Origin of the sequence: Kitasatospora atroaurantiaca (assembly GCF_007828955.1) — a bacterium.
Lineage (GTDB): Bacteria > Actinomycetota > Actinomycetes > Streptomycetales > Streptomycetaceae > Kitasatospora > Kitasatospora atroaurantiaca.
The window spans coordinates 7,749,706-7,771,213 of record NZ_VIVR01000001.1 but is presented as its reverse complement, the minus strand read 5'-3'; the positions used below and the strand labels follow the sequence as shown (position 1 = coordinate 7,771,213).

General features: G+C 71.9%; 17 protein-coding genes, 1 tRNA gene and 1 pseudogene. 10 read left to right on the top strand and 9 right to left on the bottom strand.

The window, feature by feature from the left end; genetic code table 11:
• Positions 1–54 precede the first annotated feature (54 nt).
• The 3 genes from FB465_RS34845 to FB465_RS34835 form a co-directional block, all read right to left on the bottom strand.
• Complete coding sequence (locus FB465_RS34845; RefSeq protein ID WP_145796961.1) at positions 55–723, bottom strand: hypothetical protein; 669 nt, start codon at positions 721–723, stop codon at positions 55–57.
• A 525-nt stretch (positions 724–1,248) separates the two neighbouring features.
• Complete coding sequence (locus FB465_RS34840) at positions 1,249–3,597, bottom strand: DEAD/DEAH box helicase (RefSeq protein WP_145796960.1); 2,349 nt, start codon at positions 3,595–3,597, stop codon at positions 1,249–1,251.
• A 178-nt stretch (positions 3,598–3,775) separates the two neighbouring features.
• A complete protein-coding gene (locus FB465_RS34835) occupies positions 3,776–4,372 on the bottom strand; it encodes a TetR/AcrR family transcriptional regulator (protein ID WP_145796959.1) in 597 nt (198 codons plus the stop codon).
• A gap of 161 nt (positions 4,373–4,533) precedes the next feature.
• On the opposite strand from FB465_RS34835, the gene FB465_RS34830 reads away from it, so the two are divergent.
• From FB465_RS34830 to FB465_RS37320, 3 genes and pseudogenes are all read left to right on the top strand, one after another.
• Complete coding sequence (locus FB465_RS34830) at positions 4,534–5,460, top strand: NmrA/HSCARG family protein (RefSeq protein WP_145796958.1); 927 nt, start codon at positions 4,534–4,536, stop codon at positions 5,458–5,460.
• Positions 5,457–6,338 (top strand): TIGR03620 family F420-dependent LLM class oxidoreductase, encoded by an 882-nt coding sequence (locus FB465_RS34825; RefSeq protein WP_170290771.1) that lies wholly within the window; start codon positions 5,457–5,459, stop codon positions 6,336–6,338. The genes FB465_RS34830 and FB465_RS34825 overlap by 4 nt, the downstream gene beginning before the upstream one ends.
• Positions 6,339–6,421: 83 nt before the next feature.
• Positions 6,422–6,592: pseudogene (locus tag FB465_RS37320) on the top strand (IS5/IS1182 family transposase); the annotation flags it as partial.
• Positions 6,593–6,732: 140 nt separating this feature from the next.
• On the opposite strand, the gene rox reads toward FB465_RS37320, so the two are convergent.
• The 4 genes from rox to FB465_RS34805 all read right to left on the bottom strand — a co-directional run bounded on the left by rox (position 6,733) and on the right by FB465_RS34805 (position 12,315).
• Positions 6,733–8,160 (bottom strand): rifampin monooxygenase, encoded by a 1,428-nt coding sequence (rox, locus tag FB465_RS34820; protein ID WP_145797780.1) that lies wholly within the window; start codon positions 8,158–8,160, stop codon positions 6,733–6,735.
• A gap of 537 nt (positions 8,161–8,697) precedes the next feature.
• The gene (locus FB465_RS34815) at positions 8,698–9,399 is read right to left on the bottom strand and encodes a helix-turn-helix domain containing protein (protein ID WP_145796956.1); all 702 of its coding nucleotides are present in this window, start codon (positions 9,397–9,399) and stop codon (positions 8,698–8,700) included.
• On the bottom strand, positions 9,396–11,615 hold the full coding sequence (locus FB465_RS34810; RefSeq protein WP_145796955.1) for a hypothetical protein: 2,220 nt from the start codon (positions 11,613–11,615) through the stop codon (positions 9,396–9,398). The genes FB465_RS34815 and FB465_RS34810 overlap by 4 nt, the downstream gene beginning before the upstream one ends.
• A 7-nt stretch (positions 11,616–11,622) precedes the next feature.
• Positions 11,623–12,315 carry a hypothetical protein gene (locus FB465_RS34805; protein ID WP_145796954.1) on the bottom strand — a complete coding sequence of 231 codons (693 nt, stop codon included), beginning with the start codon at positions 12,313–12,315 and terminating at the stop codon, positions 11,623–11,625.
• Between the two features lie 262 nt (positions 12,316–12,577).
• Here FB465_RS34805 and FB465_RS34800 point away from each other — a divergent pair, with 262 nt between their 5' ends.
• From FB465_RS34800 to FB465_RS34775, 6 genes are all read left to right on the top strand, one after another.
• Entirely contained in the window at positions 12,578–13,339 is a 762-nt protein-coding gene (locus tag FB465_RS34800; protein WP_145796953.1) for an SOS response-associated peptidase, read from the top strand.
• Positions 13,340–13,365: 26 nt separating this feature from the next.
• Positions 13,366–14,283, top strand: a complete 918-nt coding sequence (locus FB465_RS34795) for a hypothetical protein (RefSeq protein WP_145796952.1) — start codon at positions 13,366–13,368, stop codon at positions 14,281–14,283.
• A 219-nt stretch (positions 14,284–14,502) separates the two neighbouring features.
• Complete coding sequence (locus tag FB465_RS34790; RefSeq protein WP_145796951.1) at positions 14,503–15,702, top strand: MFS transporter; 1,200 nt, start codon at positions 14,503–14,505, stop codon at positions 15,700–15,702.
• Between the two features lie 193 nt (positions 15,703–15,895).
• Complete coding sequence (locus tag FB465_RS34785) at positions 15,896–16,588, top strand: hypothetical protein (RefSeq protein WP_145796950.1); 693 nt, start codon at positions 15,896–15,898, stop codon at positions 16,586–16,588.
• A gap of 188 nt (positions 16,589–16,776) precedes the next feature.
• Positions 16,777–17,769, top strand: a complete 993-nt coding sequence (locus FB465_RS34780; RefSeq protein WP_145796949.1) for a GlxA family transcriptional regulator — start codon at positions 16,777–16,779, stop codon at positions 17,767–17,769.
• A gap of 86 nt (positions 17,770–17,855) precedes the next feature.
• Entirely contained in the window at positions 17,856–18,479 is a 624-nt protein-coding gene (locus FB465_RS34775) for a cysteine hydrolase family protein (protein ID WP_145796948.1), read from the top strand.
• A 384-nt stretch (positions 18,480–18,863) separates the two neighbouring features.
• On the opposite strand, the gene FB465_RS36155 is transcribed toward FB465_RS34775, so the two are convergent.
• Positions 18,864–18,952 (bottom strand) — tRNA-OTHER (locus FB465_RS36155).
• A gap of 519 nt (positions 18,953–19,471) precedes the next feature.
• Positions 19,472–20,344, bottom strand: a complete 873-nt coding sequence (locus FB465_RS34770) for an SDR family oxidoreductase (protein WP_145796947.1) — start codon at positions 20,342–20,344, stop codon at positions 19,472–19,474.
• A gap of 207 nt (positions 20,345–20,551) precedes the next feature.
• On the opposite strand from FB465_RS34770, the gene FB465_RS34765 reads away from it, so the two are divergent.
• On the top strand, positions 20,552–21,475 hold the full coding sequence (locus FB465_RS34765; protein ID WP_145796946.1) for a LysR family transcriptional regulator: 924 nt from the start codon (positions 20,552–20,554) through the stop codon (positions 21,473–21,475).
• Positions 21,476–21,508: the final 33 nt, after the last annotated feature.

The window sequence follows — 21,508 nt, the reverse complement described above, 5'->3', positions numbered from 1 at the left end:
ACACCGAGGCCGGACACCGGCGCACTGCTGCCCCCACGGCCGGCCGACTGAGGGTCAGCCGCCCGCAGGGAACGCGCCGCTGAGCGGAAGCTGGCCGAAGAAGCCGACAGGTGTCACGGCGGCAGCGTCACCCACCTCGTCCACGCGGTGGTCGAAGCCGCCGATGACGCCGGAGTCGAGGCCGAAGAAGACCAGCCGGCGGTCGCCGTCCTCCTGCGCGAGCAGGGAGACGTTCACGACCTGGCCGACGCGGCTCGCTCCCCCACGGAGGAACGGGACGAGGCGGGAGTCGACCGCGGCGGCCACGTCGTCGTCGCTCTTCCCCGGGCGCGGGCGCACCTCGGCGATCGAGATGCCTCGGCCGAGGTCGAACTCGCGGGCGTCCGGGTCGTCGGGGTCCACGGCGAGGTCGTCGTCGGTGACCGACGGCAGGGTAATGGGGGCGTAGAAGCCCATGTTCTGGACGGCAACCGCGGGGGACAGCTCGTCGATCCGGTCGCCGGGAGAGATCCCTGTGTCCGTCGACACCAGCAGCAGGAACCGGTCGTCCCGCTGGTCGTGCAGCAGACGGATCCGGGTGATGTTGCCCGTACGCCGCGGTTGGCCGGCCGTCAGGATGTCCCCGAGACGGCGGACGGCCGCCGCGACGCCTTCTGCCGTGGTGTCACCCTTGGGGCTGAGCAAGTAGATGGTCACCCGCCGGTCGAATCGCATGTCGTCCATGCGCGATCCCTCGCTTTCGGTGTGGTGAGCGGTCCGTCCCCGGGGTGACCGGTCCGCTCCGTCCCCCTGCCAGGTCGACGGTAATGGGCTGCCGACTGAAGGCCGCACGGCACGCCCGGCGCACCCGGCCCGGTCCATCACTTGGAGCAGGCGGCCGCTTCACCGGCTCGATCACGAAGGCGAACCACCCGTCATCAAGGCACTTTGCGCCATCCGGAGGTCGACCACATGCCCGGCAGGCCACTGCCGCTTCCCGGCCTGCTCCAGCCGACCCGTCAGCAGGGCAAGTGCTTCGGGTCGACGCGGTGTGCCAGGCACTGGACGCTGGTGCGCGCCGCGCCACGCAGGGGCGCACCCGAAGCACGAACCACCACCACGACTGCGCCCCCACTCCCGTCCTCTCGAGCACACGCGCGTCCGTCAGGCCAGCTGCGGCGGCGCACCCCCGGGCAGGCGGCCGGTACATCTTGCGAGCCGCGAACGCGGCAACGCGCGGGGTCAACTCCCGGCCGCGGGCGGTCCCGGTCAGGTGGTGCGCCAGGCACCGAGAGCGTCCAGCAGCGCGGTCTGCTGGGCTGTGTGCTTCCCGGCGGCGGCCAGCTGGTTCTGCTTCCGCAGCCACGCGCCCGGGCGGAACGTCGGGTCGTCCGCGCCGCCTGTGCGGTTGGCCGGCCCGGTGAGCGTGCCTCCGGCGGCGAGGTAGGCGACAAGTCGGCGGTAGGAGCGGTTCCAGTCGGGCTCCAGGCGCCACAGGGCGTCCAGTGCTGTCAGCGCGGCGTCCTGACGGGCGGTGAGCTTGGGGTTCTTGCGCTGCCGTCCCACCCATGCGCCGACCGCGTAGCCGTCCAGCTTCTCCGCCGCCGGGATAGCCAGGTGCCCGGTACGGGCCGCGATGGCGCGGGCGTAGGCGTAGCCCCGCTCCCAGGCGTGTCCGTGCTTGTCCCAGATCATCCCGAGCGCGTCCAGCTCGGAGACACGGGCGGCGTCCAGCAACCCGGCGCCGCGCAGGTACCGCTGGCGGACCAGCCAGCCCACCAGATCGCCGTCCCGTTCCCTGTCGGTGGCGTCGAGGTGCCCGTGCTCGGCGTGGAACGCGGCCGCGAGCTTGTGCATCCGCTCCCACTCCACCGCGCGCGGGCTGAACGCGCGCAGCTTCAACGCCCGTAGGATCGCTGCGGAGTTCGCCCTCGCGTCGATCCGCAGCCACTCGACCGGCGAGACCTCCCCCTCCCCCTCCTCGGCCTCGGCGCCGGCCTGGCCGCCAGGCCCGGCGGCGGCCGGCTGCTGCTGCTGGGAGCGATGGGTGCGCAGCTCGGCGATCCGGCCGACCACGCGGGAGTCATGGGCGGCGAGCGCTTGCAGGACGCGCCAGACCGTACGGAAGGCGGAGGCGTCAATCTCAGTGGCGGCCTCGGCCCGGACTGCGGGTGAGGCCTCGGTGACCTTGGCGGGGTCGGCGTCGGGTACGTCCTCGGTCTCCGCTGCGGTCTGGGGGGCGGGGAGGTAGACGGGAATGATCACGCGGGCGGTCTTGCCCTGCTGCGGCTTCTGGCGCACGGCGCGGCCGACGGCTTGGACGATGTCGATGACGGACGACTTCGCGTCGGCGAAGCAGATCGCGTCCACCGCCGGCAGGTCGATGCCCTCCGACAGCAGGCGCGCGTTCGAGAGGATGCCGCATTCCTCGCCGTCCTCGCCGGTGTGGGCGGCGAATTCGGCGAACGCCGCGCGGCGGTCACGCAGGCGGTCGGTGCCGGCCACGGCGTTCGCCCACAGCCGCTCCGGCCGGTCGTAGTCGGGGAGCAGGTCCGCCGTCTCCACCAAGGTGGCGGCGAACTGACGGGCTGCCGGGATCCGGGAGTGGAACGTGATCACGCGGCGCAGCCCGAGGTCGGCGATGGCGCGCAGCACCGCGACCTGCAAGGCCATCCTCTGCAGGTCCTCGTTGGTGCGCTGGGAGCGAAGGTCGGCGACGGCGGGGAGTGCGAGGAGCTCTTGGAGGTCCTGGTCGGTGATGACCGGTACCAGGACCTCGTAGTCGGCGATCCAGCCGTGCGCGACCCCCTGGCTGAAGGACCAGCGGAAGACTGTGTTGCCGTAGACCGTGGGGTCGCTCATCGAGTAGACGAGCAGGTCGCCGCTCGCGTCGGTCAGGTGGGAAAGGTCGTCCGGGGCGCCGGGCTTGGCGTCCGCCACCCTCGGGGTCGCGGTGAAGTAGACGCGGCGCAGCGCCGGGACCTGGTCGTCCTCGTGGACGGCCGCCCATGGCTTCTCCACCGCGCCGGCGGTGCGGTGGGCCTCGTCGACGACAACCAGGTCCCATGCGGGCAGGCCGAACTGCCGGTGGGCCTGGACGATCCGCTCCAGGGACGCGTAGGTGGCGTAGACGGTGACCGGCCGGCCGGTGGGGACTGCGGCGACCAGGTCGGCGACGCGGGCGGCCTGGGTGGTGATCTCGGTTTCCAGGTGCCCTCCGCCCTCGGCCTGCTCCAGTGCTTCGTCCCGCGAGCAGGCGGCGATGGCGAGGCCCCGGCGGCCGCCCTGCGTGGACCAGGAGTTGGCGGTCTGCTCCAGCAGCTCAATTGTCGGGACGAGCACCAGGACCCGGCCCCTGAGCGCGAGGCGGTGGGCGCACGCGGCGGCGATCAGCGTCTTGCCGGAGCCGCACGCCGCCTCCACGATGCACCGTCCGCCGTCCCTCACCTCCCGCCAGACCGCCGAGACGGCGTCCTTCTGGAAGTCGCGCAGCTCGGCGATCACCAGCCTCGACGGGACCGGGCGCGCGGCCGGGACCGTGCCGGCCTCGGCCGTACGGCCGGCGGCGGCGAGAGCAGGCGTCGCGGCGGCCGGCGGCTGGACGGGTGCGGTGTCCACGGCGGGTGAATCTCCTTCTGCTGCGGGGTGGTGAGGGCGTGCCGGGCGGACTGGGAAGGATTGGGCCGAGCGGCCTCTGCCCTCTCGCAGGGGGAGGGGATTGGCGTGTGACCTGGAGCGACCGAGGATAGGCGCGAGGGGTGCGAGAGCCCAGGGGTCTCCTGGCGATAGGAATGCGCTACTGGTCCTCGCTTGGTGTGTCCAAGGATCGCCCCCGCCCTGTCCCGTGCGGGCGCACCCCGTCGATGACGAGTGTCAGCAGGCGTTCGGCCTCGGCGGCGCCGTCACTGTCGAATTCGGTGGCCAGCGCGATGGCTCCGACGAGTTTGAGCAGTTGGGTGATGGTGACGTCGGGGCGTACGGCGTGCGCCTGGTGAGCACGCGTGAGCAGTTCGCCGCCGGCGTTCACGATCATCGTGTGGCAGGTGTCTCCCAGTGTCGGACCGCCGTCGCCGGCACCAGGCATCAGGGCTGCTCCCAGGCCCTTGTTGGTCACGGCGTGGGCTGCGACGGCGTGGAGCCAGGTGACGAGCGCGGCTCCGGGGTCGGGCTCGGCGGCCAGGTCGCGCGCCGTGGCGCAGAGAGCCTCCACCCGATCTCTGAAGACGGCCTCCAGCAGTGCCCGCCGGGAAGGGAAGTGCCGGTGCAGTGTGGCTGAGCCGACCCCGGCGTGCCGCGCGATCTCCTCCAGGGAGGCTTCAACGCCGTGTTGGGCGATGGCGGCCCCGGCCGCGGCCAGGATCCGTTCATAGTTGCGCCGTGCATCGGCGCGCATGGGCCGTCCGGGCGAGGACGGCGCGGTGGCGTCTTGGGACACGGGAGCTCCTGACGGCTTGCTAACCGGGGTGGTCCTCCATATTGTAGCGAGCATTAACCGGAGGGCTACCCCACTTAAGGAATGGTCCTCGCCGTTGCGTGCGACATCCAGGAGAGACAGTGGATCCGACGGACAAGACCATCGTGGTGACCGGCGCGACCAGCCTGCAGGGACGGGCGGTGACCAGGCATCTGCTCGACGGTGGCTGGCGGGTGCGCGCCCTCACGCGCAATCCGGACGGGGCGCCGGCCAAAGCCCTGGCGAGCGTCGGCGCGCAGATCGTACGCGCGCAGATGGAGGACATCTCCTCCGTGATCGACGCTGCCGAGGGCGCCCACGGACTGTTCAGCGTTCAGCCCACGGTCGGCTCCCCCGGCACGGCGCCGGACTTCTGCGCCGAGGACGAGGTCCGCTGGGGTATGAACATCGCCGAGGCCGCCCAAGCCGTCGACATCAGGCACCTGGTCTTCAGCTCGGTCGCCGGCTCGGGCCGCCACGGCAGCGAGGTGCTGCCGCAGAACCTGGTCAGCAAATGGCGGATCGAGCAGCATCTTGCGAAGCTCGGTGTGCCCGCGACGATTCTGCGGCCGGTCTCCTTCATGGAGAACTACACCGGCGGATACGCCCTCCAGAGCGGCCGGCTGGTCTCAGGGATCGCACCCGACGTCCCGCTTCAGATCCTGGCCGTGGACGACGTCGGCTTCTTCGCCGCGCTGGCCTTCTCCCTGCCCCAGGAGTGGATCGGGCGCGCGACGGACCTGGCCGGAGACGAACTGACCCCGGTCCAGATCGCCGCGCACATCGAGACGGCCATCGGGTGCCCGCTTCCGTACGCCCAGATCCCGATAGAGACGATTCGCGCCGTCGACGAGCAGTTCGCGTTCGCCCACGAGTGGCTCAACGAACGCGGCTACCGCGCCGACATCGCCGGCACACGACGGATCCATCCCGCTGCGATGGACTTCCGCACCTGGCTGCAGCGAACCGGTGCAGCCCAGGTCACGGCATTCCTGGACGCCCAGCAGGAAGTGGGCCGGCGCCGGTGAGCGGCCGGCGACCCCAGCTCGGGCGCGTCGGAATCTGGGCAGGCGAACTCGACAACTGTACGGGGTCCGATGCCCGCGAGGCCGTGACCATGATCGAGGACCTGGGCTTCGGTACCTTGTGGTTCCCGGAGACTGCGGGACGAGAGGCGATGTCACAGGCCGGGATCCTGCTGTCACAGACCCGGCGGATCGTCGTGGCAGCCGGCAGCACCGCCATCTACGCACGCGACGCCGTGACGACCGCCGCCGCACAGCGCACCCTCGAGGAGGCATTCCCCGGACGCTTCCTGCTCGGCCTCTGGGACAGCCACCCCAGCCTTGCCGAAGTCATCCGCGGCCACCGCTTCGGTCCCCCTCTGCCCACCATGCGCGCCTACCTCGACGCACTCGACACCGCCCCGTTCGGGCCGCCCGGCACGGCAGCCTCGCCACACCGTGTGCTCGCGGCCCTGGACCCTGGCATGCTCGCACTCGCCACCGAACGAGCCTGGGGCGCCAACCCGTTGGGCATGCCGGTCGAGCACACCCGAAACGCCAGAGCCGTCCTCGGACCCACCGCGCTCCTGGCCGTCACCCAGCTGTGCGTGCTGGGCCCGGACCGCTCGCACACAGCCGCACTGGCCCGCACCACGGCGGCGGCCGCCCTGCCCAACCGCCGCACTCTGCTGCACGACCTGGGGTACGAAGACGTGGAATCACTCGGCGACCGGCTCGTCGACGCACTCGTCGCCCACGGCACCGCAGCGGACATCGCCCGCCGCGTCCACGAGCACCTTGACGCCGGGGCCGACCATGTCAGCCTCCACCTCCTCACCACCACACCCCACACCCCACCCACCCGGCAGTGGCGGGAACTCGCCGCTCACCTACTGCCCTGACCCCGTGCGGGAAAGTGGCCGGGACAGGCGCGCGGCTCTGCCGTTCTCGCCGCCCTTTTCGCCGAGCAAGCACAGGAGATGCCTTGCCTGCCGTGCCGTCATCTTCTATTTGAGCCTCTCGGGGAGAAGTTCTCGGCTCTCCTGCCCGAGCAACCCGAGTTCGACCCCTCACATCCGTTGGGCTGTCACCGTCGGCGAGTGCCGGGCCGAAGGGTGTTCGGACTGGTCGTCGACCACTGGTACACGGCTCCGGCCCTCCAGCGCTTGAGCCGCCCCCGCTGAGCACCGTGCTTGGCCTGGACTGGTAGCGCGGAACTTGGTGGGAGGTGCGGCACCGGAGCGCGCCGACCTCGGCCGGAGACAGGTCACATCCTTTCAAACCGCAACTGCGTGCTCAGCTGACGGCAGCTCCGAACCACTTGGGCAGCCGGCCGAGCAGATCCTGCTGATCTTCACCGACCCACGCCACGTAGCCGTCCGGCCGCAGCAGCACCGCAGGCACGTCCAGTTCCTCGCTGACGTCGACGACGTGGTCGACCCGATCCGCCCAGCCCTCCACCGAGAGGCGGCCGATCTGGTCGAGCAGCAGTCCGCGGCCGTCGTGCATCAGCTCGTAGAGGCGACCCTGCTTCAGCTTCACGTCCCGCAGCCGCCGGCCGAGCAGTTCGTGGCCCTCGCCGAAGTCGTAGCGGATCCCCACAGCGGTGATCATCCCGGTCACGTACCGGTTCGCCTCCTCGAAGTCCATCAGCTTCGAGAACAGCTCCCGCAGCGCGGTCGCACCCGGATCGGTCCCCATCAGCGTGATCTGCGCGCGGGCGTTGTCCAGCACGCGGGCGCCCACCGGGTGCCGTTCGGTGTGATAGCTGTCCAGCAGCCCCTCCGGCGCCCAGCCGTTGACCTCGGCCGCCAGTTTCCAGCCGAGGTTGAACGCGTCCTGCACGCCGAGGTTGAGCCCCTGCCCGCCCACCGGCGGGTGGATGTGCGCCGCGTCGCCGGCCAGCAGCACCCGGCCGACCCGGTAGCGCTCGGCCTGCCGAGTGGCGTCGCCGAACCGGGAGAGCCAGCGCGGCGAATGCACGCCGAAGTCGGTGCCCGCGAACGCCTGCAGCTGCTTCTTGAACTCCTCGAGGGTCGGCGCGGTCGCACGGTCCTCGACCACGCCGTCGGCGGGCACGACGACGCGGTACGTCCCGTCCCCGTTGGGGATGGTGCCGAACATCAGTTGGGTCTTGCGGACTTCCGCGACGACGGCGGCAACCGTCTCCGGATCCTCGGTCATCTCCATATCGCCCAGCAGCGTCTCGACCTTGGCGGGCTCGCCCGGGAAACCGACGCCGAGCCGCTTGCGCACCACACTGCGGCCACCGTCGCACCCGACGAGGTAGCGCGAGCGCAGGTGCGTGCCGTCCGCCAGCTCGACGGTCACCCCGCCCTCGTCCTGGCTCAGCCCGACCACTTCGCAGCCGCGCCGGATCTCGGCACCGAGTTCGAGGGCATGCTCGTTGAGCAGCCGCTCGGTGACCGGCTGAAGGGTGGAGAGGCCGTACGGGTGCGCCGTGTCCAACCGGTCCGGCCACGGCTTGTGGATGCCGCCGAAGAAAGCGCCGACCTGGAACTTCTCACTGACCGCGAGGAACCGGTCCAGCAGGCCGCGCTGGTCCATCATCTCGACGCTGCGCGTGTGCAGGCCGCGCCCGCGGGACTGCCCGGTCGGCTCGGTCAACTTCTCCAGCACGACTACGTGCACGCCGTGCAGCCGCAACTCGCCGGCCAGCATCAAGCCGGTCGGTCCGCCGCCGACCACGATCACGTCAATCATGAAGACCCCCATGTAACGAGATTGGATTTCGGCCAGCTGCTCCGCGCGGTCCGGCGGCGCGCACACCCGCACCTCGGCGCCGAGTCCCCGAACCCGCACCGTGAGTCCCACGGCGGTTCGCCGTTCCCGTGCAACCCATACGTCGACAACAGCACACGAACTTCGCGAATCCGTTATTTCCGCAGGTTCTGGCCTTGGCCGACCATTCTGCGGCACGACCTGGGCCTTGCCGCAAGCCCCCCGGTGCGCTATACGTTGGGAGTGGCAAGGAGTGGGTAACCTCCTTGCCTTTGCCTTGTCGTCCGCTGTGGACGGACAAGCTCCTCCCGAAGCGGTGACGCGCCGCGTACGGCGATGCCGGCGGTCCAGGAGGACCTCCCATGAGCCTGCGGATGCCGGGTGCCGCTAACGAGCCACCTGTTCGTTCTCGGCGTCCTCGGCGCATGATCGCCATCATGCCGGGCCAACCTGGCGCTCAGCAGGGCCAACTCAAGCGCCAAAGGGCCAACTCAAGGACTGAGTCACAGGTCGCTCGGCCTACTGCTGCTGCGGGGGCACCCAGCCGCGGACTTCGAGGTAGAGGATCTCGGCGTCCTCCACCGCGCGGCCGGTCTCCGCCATCCACGCCTGGAACGCCTCGGTGACGTCGCCGTGGTGGTCGGCGACCCGCTGGGACCACTCGGCGGCATCGAACCCGCCGGTCGAGCTGGAGCCGTAGGTGCGCTCCTCGGTGCCGTCCGCACGCGGGACGACGCCGCGCCGGATGCCCGGCGAGTCCGTCTTCGACCCGGCCGCCAGCGTGAACTGATTCGCCTTCATCCGGACCGTGAACGCGAGGTGACCACCGGCCGCGCCGGTCTCGTGGACCACCGGGGCGAGGTGCGAGGCGCCGTGCTTGATGGCCTGCTTCCCCGCCCGGCCCGCCATGCTGCCGCCCGGGGCGCCGATGACGTCCTTCCCCCGCACCCGCGCCTTCTGCCCCGTCTTCGTGCGGCGGCGCTCCACGTTCTCCTGGGCGACCGCGCCGAGGACCTCGGTGTCCCGCTCGCCGCCGCGCACCGCGCGCACGACCTGGCGCAGCGCCTGGACGAACGCCTTGCCCTTGCCCTTGGTGAAGAACTGGGAGACCAGGGAGGCGTCGCGGCCGAGCATCTTGGCGACCTGGCGCTTGGTGTACCCCTGATCCAGCAGCTCCTGGGTCAGCCTCGCGGCCTCGTTCGGGTCCTGAGGCGTGCTCACCGGCTACCTCCGGCGGTGTGGGCGGCGAGGTGGGCGCGGCCCTGGTCGCGCAGCGCCAGCAGCTCCTCCTCCGTCGTGGGTGCGGGGACGGGGCCGGGCAGGTGACCCTTCATCAGGTACTCACCCGGCTGCCCGTGGTACGGCCAGGAGGCGTCCGCGGTGACGTACACCGCGTCCGTACGGAAGGCGACCACCGACCCGGCCGGGACGTGCAGCGCGCCCACGCTGACGTTGTCCTCGCGCATCTTCATGGACAGCAGCGCGGCCCTCGCGCCGGACCAGACACCGGCCGCCCACTCCGGGTGCGCGTACGGATCGCGGGAGAACCCGGTGCTCCGCTGCCAGGTGACGACCCGGTCGTCCTGACCGAGGATCTCCACGCCGGCCGGGAGCGGCTCACCGACCGGCGTCGAGCCGCCGACCGTACGGGGGCGCTGGGCGAACCCGCCGATCCCGAACAGCAGGATCGACCGGACGGCCCGGCTCGCGAGGTAGGCGGCGGTGCGCTGCCGCTCGTCCCCGTGCACGGTGGACAGGTTGGTGAGGTCCGCCCAGGCACTCTTGAGCTGCTTCGCCCAGTCGTCGATGGGCTTGCCGTCCTCCCACACCAGGCCGTCCAGCACCTCGATCCGCCACGGGGCGATGGGGTTGGACAGGGCCGTGTAGACCTCCGCGCCGCCGGCCCAGGTGGTGAACTGCGTCCCGCCGGTAGCCGGGTACACCCAGTTCCGCTCCCCCGGCGCCGGGGCCGGCAGCAGACCCACGTGCTCCCAGCCCTGAGGCACCGTCACCCGCACATGCCAGTGCGAGCAGGACATCAGCGCCTTCACCTGCTCCTTCTCCGGCAGGGCGGCGAACCGGGCAGCAGTGATGCGCTGCGGGGCGCCGACGCCGGACTTCCAGGTGTGCTTGGCGTAGGCGAAGGTGCGGTCGTACTCCACCAGCGCGGGGAGCTCGGCCGGCACGCGCGGCGGCAGGACCAGCTCGGTCCGGCCCTGCCCGGCTGTGGCGTGCAGCAGCCCGCGCAGTTCCTCCGACATGACCGGGTAGCCGCCCGCCCACTTCCCCTTGGTCGGGATGGTGCGCGACCACAGGTCCCGGCCCGTCTGGCTCGGGGAACCCATCAGCACCACGTCGTCCCAGTGACGGCGCAGCGCCTGCCACAGCAGCCGGAAAGCGTCGCGAACGATCGCCGGGTCCGCCCCGTCCGGGTCGAACCACTCCCCCACCGAGCGGATCTCGACCATGTCGCCGTCCGGGGCGGCCGTCGGGGCGTAGCGGCCGACGGGCTGGCGCTGGTGGACGAAGTGCCCGGCCAGCTTGTCCTTCCCGCGGCCGGTCGCGGTCGTCCACCGCTCGGACGGGATGTTGAGCCACGCGGCGACCGCGTCCTTGAGCGTGGAGTACCGCTCGGCGCCGAGGTGCCACGGGGCGCCGTCGGTGATGTAGATCCGCTCCGTCCCCGGCGCGGTGGCCAGCACCGCGTCCAGGATCTCGCCCGGGGTCTTCGCACCCAGGCTCAGGCGCAGCGTGTGGTCGCGGGCGACCAGGTCACCGGTCGCGGCGTCCAGGAACACCGTCGCGCGGGCCTGCTGGACGAAGTTCGGGCGCTTGGACACCAGGCCGGAGGTCACCGCCGCGAACCGGTCACCGGCCGGGCCCTCGGGAATCCACGGCAGCACCCGCACCTCCCCGTCACCCACCACGGTGGACGAGGGGGCCTGTACGCCGGGTTCTGTCTCCCGCGGCCCGCGCGCAACGGCCGCGGCGGAGACCGGGAGGGCAGCAGAAACGGCAGCCGGGGCCTCGACGACGGGCGTGGGCTCCTCGACCGCCGGGGTCGGCTGCGGCGCTGCAACGGCGGTGGTCATGGCGGGGGCGGCGGTGCCCACCGGCTCAGGCTGCGGCGGCGTGGCGGTGTCGGCGGTCGGCGCCGGCGCCTCGGCGGCGGGCCGGGCCTCGCGCACGGCGGCCGGGGTCGGGTCCAGCAGCGGGGCGATCCGCACCACGGCGGCGACCGACAGGCCGGAGGCCTTCGCGATCGGGGCAGCCTGCGCCTTCTCGTACCCCGCGAGCTCCGCCACCCGGCGGGCGCGCTGGGCGGTGAGCTTGTCGAGCGTGGCCTGGGCGGCGGCGACGGCCTTCTCGGCCTGAGCGACCTCCCCGCGCAGCTCGCGGAGATCGGCCAGCCTCGCGTTGTACGTCTGGCGGTCCATCAGAGTCTCACTCCCCCGTCGCGGTCGTGTCAGCCGTCCCAACCGCGTTGCCGAGTTCGTCGGCGCCCCGGATCGTGCCCTGGTCTCGCTGGAAAGCGGTCTTCAGTTCCTCCAGCGCGCTCCACACGCCCCGTTCCGTCTCGGTGAACGCTTCCCGGCCGGCCGGGTCTGTACCGAACTCGTCGGCGAGGCGGAGCACTTCCCGCACGGTGTGCAGCAGCGGCTCCGCCTTGAGGGCGGCCTGTGCCTGGGCCATCGCCATCACCGCGATGTACAGCTTCGCCAGGAGCGGGCTGCGCTCGTCCGAGGCCGTCAGCGCCAGGCCCGTCATGCGATGGACCAGGCTGGTGGCGGCCAGCCGCAGCGGGCCCTGCCCGTCGGCGTTGCGGCTGTCCAGCCCGTAGTACGGGGTGATGGTCACCACCGGCCCGTTCGCGCGGGCCTGCCGGGACAGCACCGCCTGCGACAGGCCGATCTCCTGCCCGATCGAGGCCCACGACATCCCGCGCCCCCGGCAGTCCCCCACCGCCTCGCGCAACGCCCATCCCGCGTACGGCTGGATCAGCAGGGCCAGCGCCTTGGCCTGCTCGCTGGGGTCCTCCAGCAGCTGCGCGCGCTGCGCCTCCTCGGCGATCCGTCCCAGCAGGTACACCGTGTGACTCGGCCCCTCGGCCGGAGACCCGCGGTCTCGGTCACCCATGGCAACCCTCCAGGATCGGATTCAAATACTAACTTTCAAGTTCACCTCAGAATATCACTGCGGTCGTCTGCGGATCACGGCTGTCACTCGGCCAGATGAGGCCGGCAAGGGCCGAACCTGCGGGCAACGGCGGCAGTCGAACGCGACCCCGTGGTGGTGACTCGGGGCCTCGAGTCGTTGCCCGGAGCCGACCTGTCCCCTCGAAGCCGGGCAGGGCGCGCCGCAGAGCGCGCAGCAGCCGCAGGATGGCACGGTTAGGGGTATGTGCGGCCGCTTCGTCTCCACCTCGAACGTCCAGGACCTGGTCGAGCTGTTCGGCGTGACCCGCTGGAGCCCGACCGAGACCCTCGCCCCGAGCTGGAACGTGGCACCCACCGACACCGTCTGGGCGGTCATGGAGCGGGTGGACCGCGAGACCGGTGAGCTCGCCCGGCAGCTTCGCCCGCTGCGCTGGGGTCTGGTGCCGTCCTGGGCGAAGGACCCCGGCGTCGGGGCACGGATGATCAACGCCCGGGCCGAGACCGTCCACGAGAAGCCCGCCTTCCGGAAGGCGTTCAGCTCCCGCCGCTGCCTGCTGCCGGCCGACGGCTACTACGAGTGGGTCGCCATCCCGGCCGCCGAGGGGAAGAAGGGCTTCAAGCAGCCGTACTACATCACCCCGTCGCAGGGCGACCTCCTCGTCATGGCCGGCCTCTACGAGTTCTGGCGCGACCACACCCGGCCGGAGGACGACCCGCTCGCCTGGCTGACCACCACCACAATCATCACCACGCAGGCGACCGACGCCGCCGGACGGGTCCACGACCGGATGCCCCTCGCCATCGACCCGGACGACTTCGAGGCCTGGCTCGACCCCGAACACCACGACCCCGGCGAGCTCCGCCAACTCCTCCACACCCCCGCCGGGGGCGACCTCACGGTCCGGGCGGTCTCCACCGCCGTCAACAGCGTCCGCAACAACGGCGCCCAGCTCCTGGACGAAGTCCCCGACCCCGGCCACCCGGCCTCGGGCGACGGCTCGTAGATGCAGGCAGAACGAGGAGGCAGGTGATGGACCCGGACCAGGTCGCCGACCACCTCTACTCGCTGCCACCAGACGAGTTCACCGCGGCCCGCGAGGCCGCCGCCGGGCAAGCCGTCAAAGCCGGGGACCGCGCGCTCGCCCGGCAGATCCGCGCCCTGCGCAAACCGACCACGGCCGCCTGGATGGCCAACCAGCTCACCCGCCGCCACCCCGAGCAGATGTCCACGTTCACCGACCTCGGCCGCTCCCTGCGCCAGGCCCAGGAGCAGCTCTCCGGTGAGCAGCTGCGCGAGCTTCTCGCCCAGCGCCGCCGGCTCGTCGCGGCGCTGGTGGCGCAGGCGCGTGAGGACGCCCGGGCCGGCGGGCACCGGATCGGCGACGGGCCCGAGCAGGAGCTCGCCGAGACGCTACAGGCCGCCCTCGCCGACGAGCAGGCCGCCCAAGACCTCGCCGCTGGAAGGCTGACCACGGCCCTTCACCCCGGTTCCTCCCCCGCTCTCCCGGCCACCTCGGCAGGCCGGCCCCGCGCCCCGGCCGCCGTCCCCGCCCGACCCGCCCGACCCGCCCCCGATCGCAAGAGGGCCCGGGCGGCGGAGCCATCCGCTCGGCTGGAGAAGCTGCGTCGTGAAGCAGAGCAGCTGCGGGCCGATGCCGCCGATGCCGAGCACCAGGCCCAGAGCGCCGCTGACCAGGCCGAGGAGCTGGAGCACCGGGCCGAGGCCGCCGAGCATGACGCGGCCGAGGCCGAGGCTGTCGCCAACCGTGCCCGCACGGCCCTCGAGACGGCCGAGGCCGACCTGCAAGCCGCCCGAGCCGCCGCCCGTACCGCGCGCGAGCAGGCCGCGGCCGCCGCACGGACCGCGGTTAAGGCCCGGACCGGCGCCGACGACCTCACCAAGAAGCTCACCGGGCTGGATGCCCGGCTCGCCAGGAGCAGCCAGTAGCCGCACCGCCGTACGTCGGTGAGACGTTGCACGTCAGTTGGCCGGTTGCGCGTGGTGGCCGGCGGTGCGGCTGAACCGGCTGTGTGGTGCAGCTGAGCGCCGGTCAAACGGCTGGTGGCCAACGGCCGGCTAGCAGCCCTGGCCGCCTCGGCGACGATCCTGGCGGGATGGGTGACGCGCCTCGGCGACTGGGCGGCCGACGGCCCGTAGCGTGAGCCCATGCGTGCTCGTCAGGCCCGGCGCCCGGTCCGTTCCGCCGCGTACCTCGGCGCTGCCGGCGCGTTCGCGGTCTGCATGGCCGGGACGACCCTCCCCACCCCGCTCTACGGGCTCTACCAGGAGCAGCTCGGTTTCTCCGAGCTGCTCGTGACGGTGGTCTTCGCGGTGTACGCGTTCGCCGTGATCGCGGTGCTGCTGGTCGCGGGCAACGTCTCGGACACGGTCGGGCGCCGCCCGGTGCTGCTGGCGGGTCTGGGGTTCGCGGCGCTGAGCGCACTGTGCTTCCTGCTGGAGGGCGGGCTGCCGCTGCTGTACGCGGGGCGGTTGATGTCGGGCCTGTCCGCGGGTCTGTTCACCGGCACGGCCACCGCGTACGTGATGGAGCTGGCGCCGGCGGGCCGGGAGGGCCGAGCCGCGTTCGCGGCGACCGCCGCGAACATGGGCGGACTGGGCCTGGGACCGCTGATGTCCGGGGTGCTGGCGCAGTACGCGGCGCAGCCGCTGGTCCTTCCGTTCGTGGTGCACCTGGTGCTGGTGGCCCTCGCGGCGGGAGTGCTGCTGGCACTGCCGGAGACGGTCGCGAGTGCGAAACCGCTGTCGGCGGCACGGCCGCAGACGCCGCGTCTGCCGCCGGAGGTACGAGGGGTGTTCGTGCCCGCCTCGGTGGCGGCGTTCGCCGGGTTCGCACTGTTCGGGGTGTTCACCGCGGTGTCGCCGGCGTTCCTGACCCAGACCCTGGATGTGCACAACCGGGCGGTGATCGGGCTGATCGTCTTCTCGGCGTTCCTCGCGTCGACGGCCGGCCAGTTGGCGGCGGGCTCCCTGGGTGACCGGCGGGCGCTGCCGCTGGGCTGTGCGGTGCTGATCGCGGGGCTGGTGCTGCTGGGCGGCTCGCTGCTGCGCGAGACGTTGTGGCTGCTGGTGCTGAGCGCCCTGGTCGGCGGGGCCGGCCAGGGGCTGTCGCTGCGGGGTGCGGTCGGGGCGGTGGCCGCGGTGGCGCCGGCCGAGCACCGGGCAGGGACGATCTCCGCGCTGTTCGTGGTGGCCTACACGGGCATCTCGATTCCGGTGATCGGCGTCGGAGTCCTGACCGGGCCGCTCGGGTTGGAGGACGCCGGGGTGGCGTTCATCGCGTGCATGGTGCTGCTCACGGCTTCGGCCGGCATGTACCTGCAACAACGTCCGGCGCCGGCGCCCTGATCGCAGGACAGGACGTCGGCGTCCCAGGGGCGCAGCGGCAGAAACAAGCAGAGGCCCCGCATCATCGCGATGCGGTCCGATGCTAAGTTGAACGCGTTCAACTCCAGCTGATCGATGCCCGACTGCCCGTGTCCAGGGAGACGGGCAGCCGGTCGGTGGGGGTGGCAATGAGGCGGTTCACGACGGCGCTGGCGTGACAGTGCTGCTGAGCATCGGCGGTTGCGGGGCTTCCGACCCGTCCCGGAATGCTCCGGAACCCGCTGCGCCGCAGTCCGGCGAGCGGATACTGCGGGCGGCGGCCGAGGGCGGATACGCCGCGGGCTCGGTGACGGCGGAGATCAGGGCCCTGATCATGGGTCAGGGCCTCCTCGGCCCGGTCTCGGTGGACCGGTCCGGCCGGTGCGCCGCGCGCCTGGAGATCGCCAAGCGCGGCCGGACGGAGTTTCTGACGGACGGCGAGCACTTCTGGCTGAAAGGCGGCGAACAGCTCTGGGGGCCGAACCGTGCCTCCCGGATCGGGGACAGGTACGTCACCGGCGCGGTGGCCCAGGACCCCTTCAACCTGGCCATCTTCTGCCAGAGCGCCGCCGCTTACGCCCTCCTCGGCAGCCTGGAGCAGAAGGAGATGGCCCAGCACAGTCCGGCCGGTGCGGCGTCCGCCGACTTCGTCGATCCGGACGGTTCGGTGGCCGAGACCGCCGACGCCGCCGCCCCGCGCCTCACCCGCTACCGGTCCGGCAACGGCTCCGAGCCCTTCGACTACCGCTTCAGCGACTACGGCCGGCCCGTGGCCTTCGAACCCCCACCCTCAGCCTCGACCGTCGCCCTTGCCGAGGTCCTCGCCTCCGAGGGCAGCGGGGCACCTCCGAGCAGGACCGCGCCGTAAGCCGCGGCCTCACACTGAGCTCGCGGTCGGGGCTAAAGGACCGGGCTGGCGCGATCAGTTCGCCCTGGCGGACGGCGAGGCTGCTCCCGTCGACCGCGGGAACGTCGGCGCCGAGGCTCGTGCCGCATGTCCGGATGTGACAGTTCGTCGTCATTGCAGTCATGAGTGGTGGCGGTGAGGATGGGGTCATGCCCCTCACACACCGTGTCGTCATCGCGGTCTTCCCCGATGTCGATCTCCTCGACGTCACCGGCCCGGCCGAGGTCTTCGCGCTGGCCAACCGGGAGACCGCGGGCCGCGCCGGCTACCAGGTCCGCCTCGCCGGGCCGGCCGCCGGCGAGGTGCGGACGTCGGCGGGTGTGCGTCTGCTGGCCGATCTGGCCTTCGACGAGGTCGGCAGGCAGGTGGACACTCTGCTGGTGCCCGGTGCGGTCGACATGACCGACGACGGCCCCCTGGCCCGGATCGACACCGATGTCGTGGCCTGGGTGAAGGAGACCGCCCCGCACGCCCGGCGGGTGGCGTCGGTGTGCGTGGGTGCGCACGTGCTGGCGGCGGCCGGGCTGCTGGACGGGAGGACGGCGACCACGCACTGGTCGACCGCCGCCCAACTCGCCGCCGACCACCCGGCCGTCACGGTCGACCCGGATCCGATCTTCGTCCGCGCCGACCGCGGCCGACTGTGGACGGGCGCCGGGATCAGCGCCTGCCTTGACCTCGCGCTCGCCCTGGTGGCCGAGGACCTGGGCGAGGACGTCGCGCTGGCCGTGGCCCGGCAGTTGGTGATGTACCTCAAGCGGCAGGGCGGGCAGAGCCAGTTCTCCGTACCGCTCAGCCGGCCCGCCTCCGCCCGCCGGGACATCGACGAGCTGCGGCTGTGGATCGCCGACCATCTCGACGAGGACCTGTCCGCGGAGGTACTGGCGGCCCGGATGTGCCTGAGCGAGCGGCACTTCGCCCGCGTCTTCAAACAGGAGACCGGCGCCAGTCCCGCCGCCTACGTCGAAGCCGCCCGGGTCGAGGTGGCCCGGCGCCTGTTGGAGACCACCGACGGCCCGCTCGACCAGGTCGCGGCCGCGGCCGGGCTCGGCTCGGCGGAGACCCTGCACCGGGCGTTCAAGCGGCAGCTCGCCACCACTCCCGCCGGCTACCGCCGCCGATTCCGCACCCGGACCACCTGACCCTCTCCACCCACCGATATCCCCCGCCGGTACGCAGGCACGGCGGACGGCTTCGCCATGCCTCATTCCCTTACGAAAGGCACCCTATGAGCACGAATCAGCCCTCCACGACCCTGCGCGACGTCATCGGCCTGGACAACCAGCCGCCCAAGCTGAGCGACTCCGTCCTGATCATGATCGACTTCCAGAACACCTACCGCACCGGCGTCATGGCCCTGGAAGGCGTCGAGGAAGCCCTCGCAGCCGGCGCCCGCCTGCTGGAGCGCGCCCGCGCCGCGGGCACCCCGGTCATCCACATCATCAACGACGGCGGCGAGAACACCCCCTACGACATCCGCACCCGCATCGGCGCCATCAGCGACGAGGTCGCCCCGGCGGACGGCGAGGCGGTCGTGGTCAAGCAGTTCCCCAACTCCTTCCACCTCACCGAGCTGGAGAAGACCCTGACCGACCTGGGCGCCGCCCCGGGCAGCGGCAAGGACCTGGTCATCGGCGGCTTCATGACCCATATGTGCGTCAACTACACAGCCCAGGGCGCCTTCAACCTCGGCTACCGCCCCACCGTCGTCGCCGAGACCACCGCCACCCGTGCCCTCACCACCCCCGACGGCACCGTCCTGCCCGCCTCCACCCTCCAGGCCGCCGCCCTGACCACCATCACCGACCTGTTCGGCACCGTCGTTCCCACCGTCGACGCCCTCCCCGCCTGACCCCGGACCCAGCCGTGCGCGGCGGGGCCCATACGCTGCCGCGCGGTGTCCGACCGCGCGGCAGCGCCGGGGCGGCGGGCCATCACCCGGAGAACTGCACCGCCCGAAGGCCCGGGATCCATGACGGACCCTCAAGACCCCTTCCTGTCCGACGCGGACGACGTCGAGCGTGACCCTGCCCCGAGGTGTGCGGTCGACGGCCCCGCTCGTCACAGCCCGCGAGGTCAGAGCCCACGCCCCTACCGTTGTGTCATCTTGACCGTCTACCAGATGAAGCGGCTCGGCCGCGACTGGGCATCGCGCTCACACACGGTGACGCTAAAGAGCCCGGCGGTGAGGTGGTGCTGAACAGCTCTGGGGCGGACCATGCTGTTACTGCTTGAGCGGAGAAGGCAGGATTCGAACCTGCGCAGGCTTGCACCCGACCAGAGCCAGAGCTCCGATCCCCGATGAACCACTCCGGGCACCTCTCCCAACGGAGCCACCCGCACTCAGCAGGCCGTCCGCCGCGCAGCGAACCCTTCTCCAGCCGGCCCCCTGCACACCCATGACTATTCCCCACCACGCTGACACCGCCCTGACCCGACGCTGACCGGTCGGGGTCGCCCCGGACTGCGGGGAGCAAGCGGACGCGGCGGCAACGATGGGTAGCCGGCTTCGCCCAGGACGATCGGGATGTCCGCGACACCGAGGTCCGCCCGCGCACGCCCTTCAGTCCCGTGTACTCACGTGGTCGTGACCGATCACCGGCCGTGCGTTCACCGGAGCCCTTTGGGATCTGCTGCCACGTACAAGCATCCGGCTGATCAGCGTTGCGTGAGGCTGCTGAAGACCGCTTCCTGACCCTTGAGTGAGCGTTTCCCGAATCGAATCCGAACGGGTGTCACGAGACCGCGTCGACTGGCTCGGGATGGTTCGACTTGATCTGCGCGACGGCAACAGACATGAACGACGCGACGGTGTCGGCCCCCGCCGTCGCCCGCGAGGCGAGGTCAGCTCTCGGAGTAGTGGCCGTGGTCGAGGTCGTCGAGGAGCCCGGGGTGGGTCGGCTGCCAGCCCAGCAATTCGCGAGTCAGCGTGTTCGAGGCCGGCCTGTCGAGCCCGAGGATGCCGGCCAGGAAGCCGAAGTGGGCGCCGGCGTCCTCGGCCGTGACGGCGGTCACGGGTACGTTCACATGGCGGCCGATGACCTCGGCGACGGCGCGGATGGTCACTCCCTCCTCGCCGACGCCGTGCAGCACCGACCCCGCCGGTGCCTTCTCCACCGCGAGGCGGAACAGGCGCGCGGCATCGAGCCGGTGTACCGAGGGCCAGCGGTTGGACCCGTCGCCGAGGTAGCCGGAGACGCCCTTCTCGCGGGCGATGCCGGCCAGTTGTGCGACCATGACGCACGTGCTCCGGTCGTGGACCGTCGGCGCGAGCCGCACGATGGACGAGCGCACGCCGCGCTCCGCGAGCGCGAGCGCGGCCCGGGCGCCGGCGATCCGGGGGCTCGGCGAGGCGGGCAGCGCGTCCTGCTCACTCCCCACAGGCCCCCCGTCGGCGATGACCAGCGGCCGGTCCGAGCCCTCAAGGGCGTCACCGAGCGTCTCGATTGCGCGCAGCTCGGCGCGCGCCGCGGCCTCGTGTTGCGAGAAGTCGTGGTTGAACGCCAGGTGGACGACTCCGTCGGCCTCGGCAGCGTCGGCGCGCAGGCTGTCAAGGTCCTCCAGAGTGCCGCGGCGCACCTCGGCACCGGCGCCGGTCAGAGCTGCCGCCGAGGCATCCGAGCGGGCGAGCCCGACCACCTGATGGCCGGCGGCGATGAGATCGGACACGAGAGCGGAACCGATGAACCCGGACGCGCCGGTGACGAACACACGCATGACGATGCACTCCCTGGAGACAAGATTGAGGACCGGCCCGATGGGGCGCTCGCTGGGGCGGCGCCCGGCCGGTGATCCCACTCTGCGGCGACCGCACCGGTCGGGTCCAATGAATGCTTCGCAACGGGCAATACGCTCCGTGTATCGCCACCGGTCACGGTGGTCGTGCGGGTGTCGACGGGATGGCGTGAGGGCTACGCTGGAACGGTGCCCGGCTCGCTACCACCTCCGACGACCCTCGATCTGCGGTTGGTGTGGTGCTTCACCGTTGTGGCCGAGTACCGGCATTTCGGCCGTGCCGCCGAAGCCCTCCACACCACCCAGCCGTCGCTGAGCCGGCAGATCCAGCGCCTCGAACAGCAACTGGGCGCCCGCCTGTTCGAACGCACGCCCCACGGCAACCACCTCACGGAGGCCGGCGAGGTCTTCCTGCCGCTCGCCACGGAGTTGCTGCACTCCGCCGACCGGGCCGCGGCGCGCACCCGGGCCGCGGCCCAGCCCAGCCGCATCACCGTCGGCTACACGCCGGGCATCATCGTCACCCCGGCCGTGCGCGAGCTGCGCCGCCGGCACCCCGAGGCGGAGGTGCGGACCATGCACCTGACCTCGGATGAACCGCGCCCGGCGCTGCTCGACCACCGCGTGGACGCCGTGGTTTCCCGGCTGCCGTTCCCGACCGACGGCCTGGACGTGACTCCCCTCTACGACGAGCCCCGGGTGCTGGTGGTGTCGCGGGACCACCGACTCGCCGGCAAGGAGGGGGTCACCCTTGACGACATCGCCGACGAACCCCTGCCCATGGTGCGAGGTGACGACCCGCTCCTGAGCGCCTTCTGGCGGATCGACCCCCGGCCCGACGGACGGCCGGCACCCGACGGCCCGCTGATCGAGGCCGTCGAGGACAAGTTCGAACTCATCGCCGCCGGGCAGGCCGTGGCCATCTCGGCCCACGTCCACACCCACACCCTGCGCCCCGACCTCACCACGGTCCCGCTTGAAGGCGTCGAGCCCAGCCACGTCGTGCTGGCGACCCGGGACGGCGACCGCAACCGCCTCGTGGCGGCCTTCCGCACATCCGCCCGGGCCCGCCTCACGGGTCTCGCCCCGCAGTGGTCGCCGACGATGGGCTGACCTTCCGTTGGCCACTTCGGGGGACGTCGCGCC

Coding starts and splice junctions, on each gene's coding strand:
- FB465_RS34845 (WP_145796961.1), bottom strand. CDS start 723: ATGGACGACATGCGATTCGACCGGCGGGTGACCATCTACTTGCTCAGC.
- FB465_RS34835 (WP_145796959.1), bottom strand. CDS start 4,372: ATGCGCGCCGATGCACGGCGCAACTATGAACGGATCCTGGCCGCGGCC.
- rox (WP_145797780.1), bottom strand. CDS start 8,160: ATGATTGACGTGATCGTGGTCGGCGGCGGACCGACCGGCTTGATGCTG.
- FB465_RS34810 (WP_145796955.1), bottom strand. CDS start 11,615: ATGGACCGCCAGACGTACAACGCGAGGCTGGCCGATCTCCGCGAGCTG.
- FB465_RS34805 (WP_145796954.1), bottom strand. CDS start 12,315: ATGGGTGACCGAGACCGCGGGTCTCCGGCCGAGGGGCCGAGTCACACG.
- FB465_RS34800 (WP_145796953.1), top strand. CDS start 12,578: ATGTGCGGCCGCTTCGTCTCCACCTCGAACGTCCAGGACCTGGTCGAG.
- FB465_RS34795 (WP_145796952.1), top strand. CDS start 13,366: ATGGACCCGGACCAGGTCGCCGACCACCTCTACTCGCTGCCACCAGAC.
- FB465_RS34790 (WP_145796951.1), top strand. CDS start 14,503: ATGCGTGCTCGTCAGGCCCGGCGCCCGGTCCGTTCCGCCGCGTACCTC.
- FB465_RS34780 (WP_145796949.1), top strand. CDS start 16,777: ATGCCCCTCACACACCGTGTCGTCATCGCGGTCTTCCCCGATGTCGAT.
- FB465_RS34775 (WP_145796948.1), top strand. CDS start 17,856: ATGAGCACGAATCAGCCCTCCACGACCCTGCGCGACGTCATCGGCCTG.
- FB465_RS34770 (WP_145796947.1), bottom strand. CDS start 20,344: ATGCGTGTGTTCGTCACCGGCGCGTCCGGGTTCATCGGTTCCGCTCTC.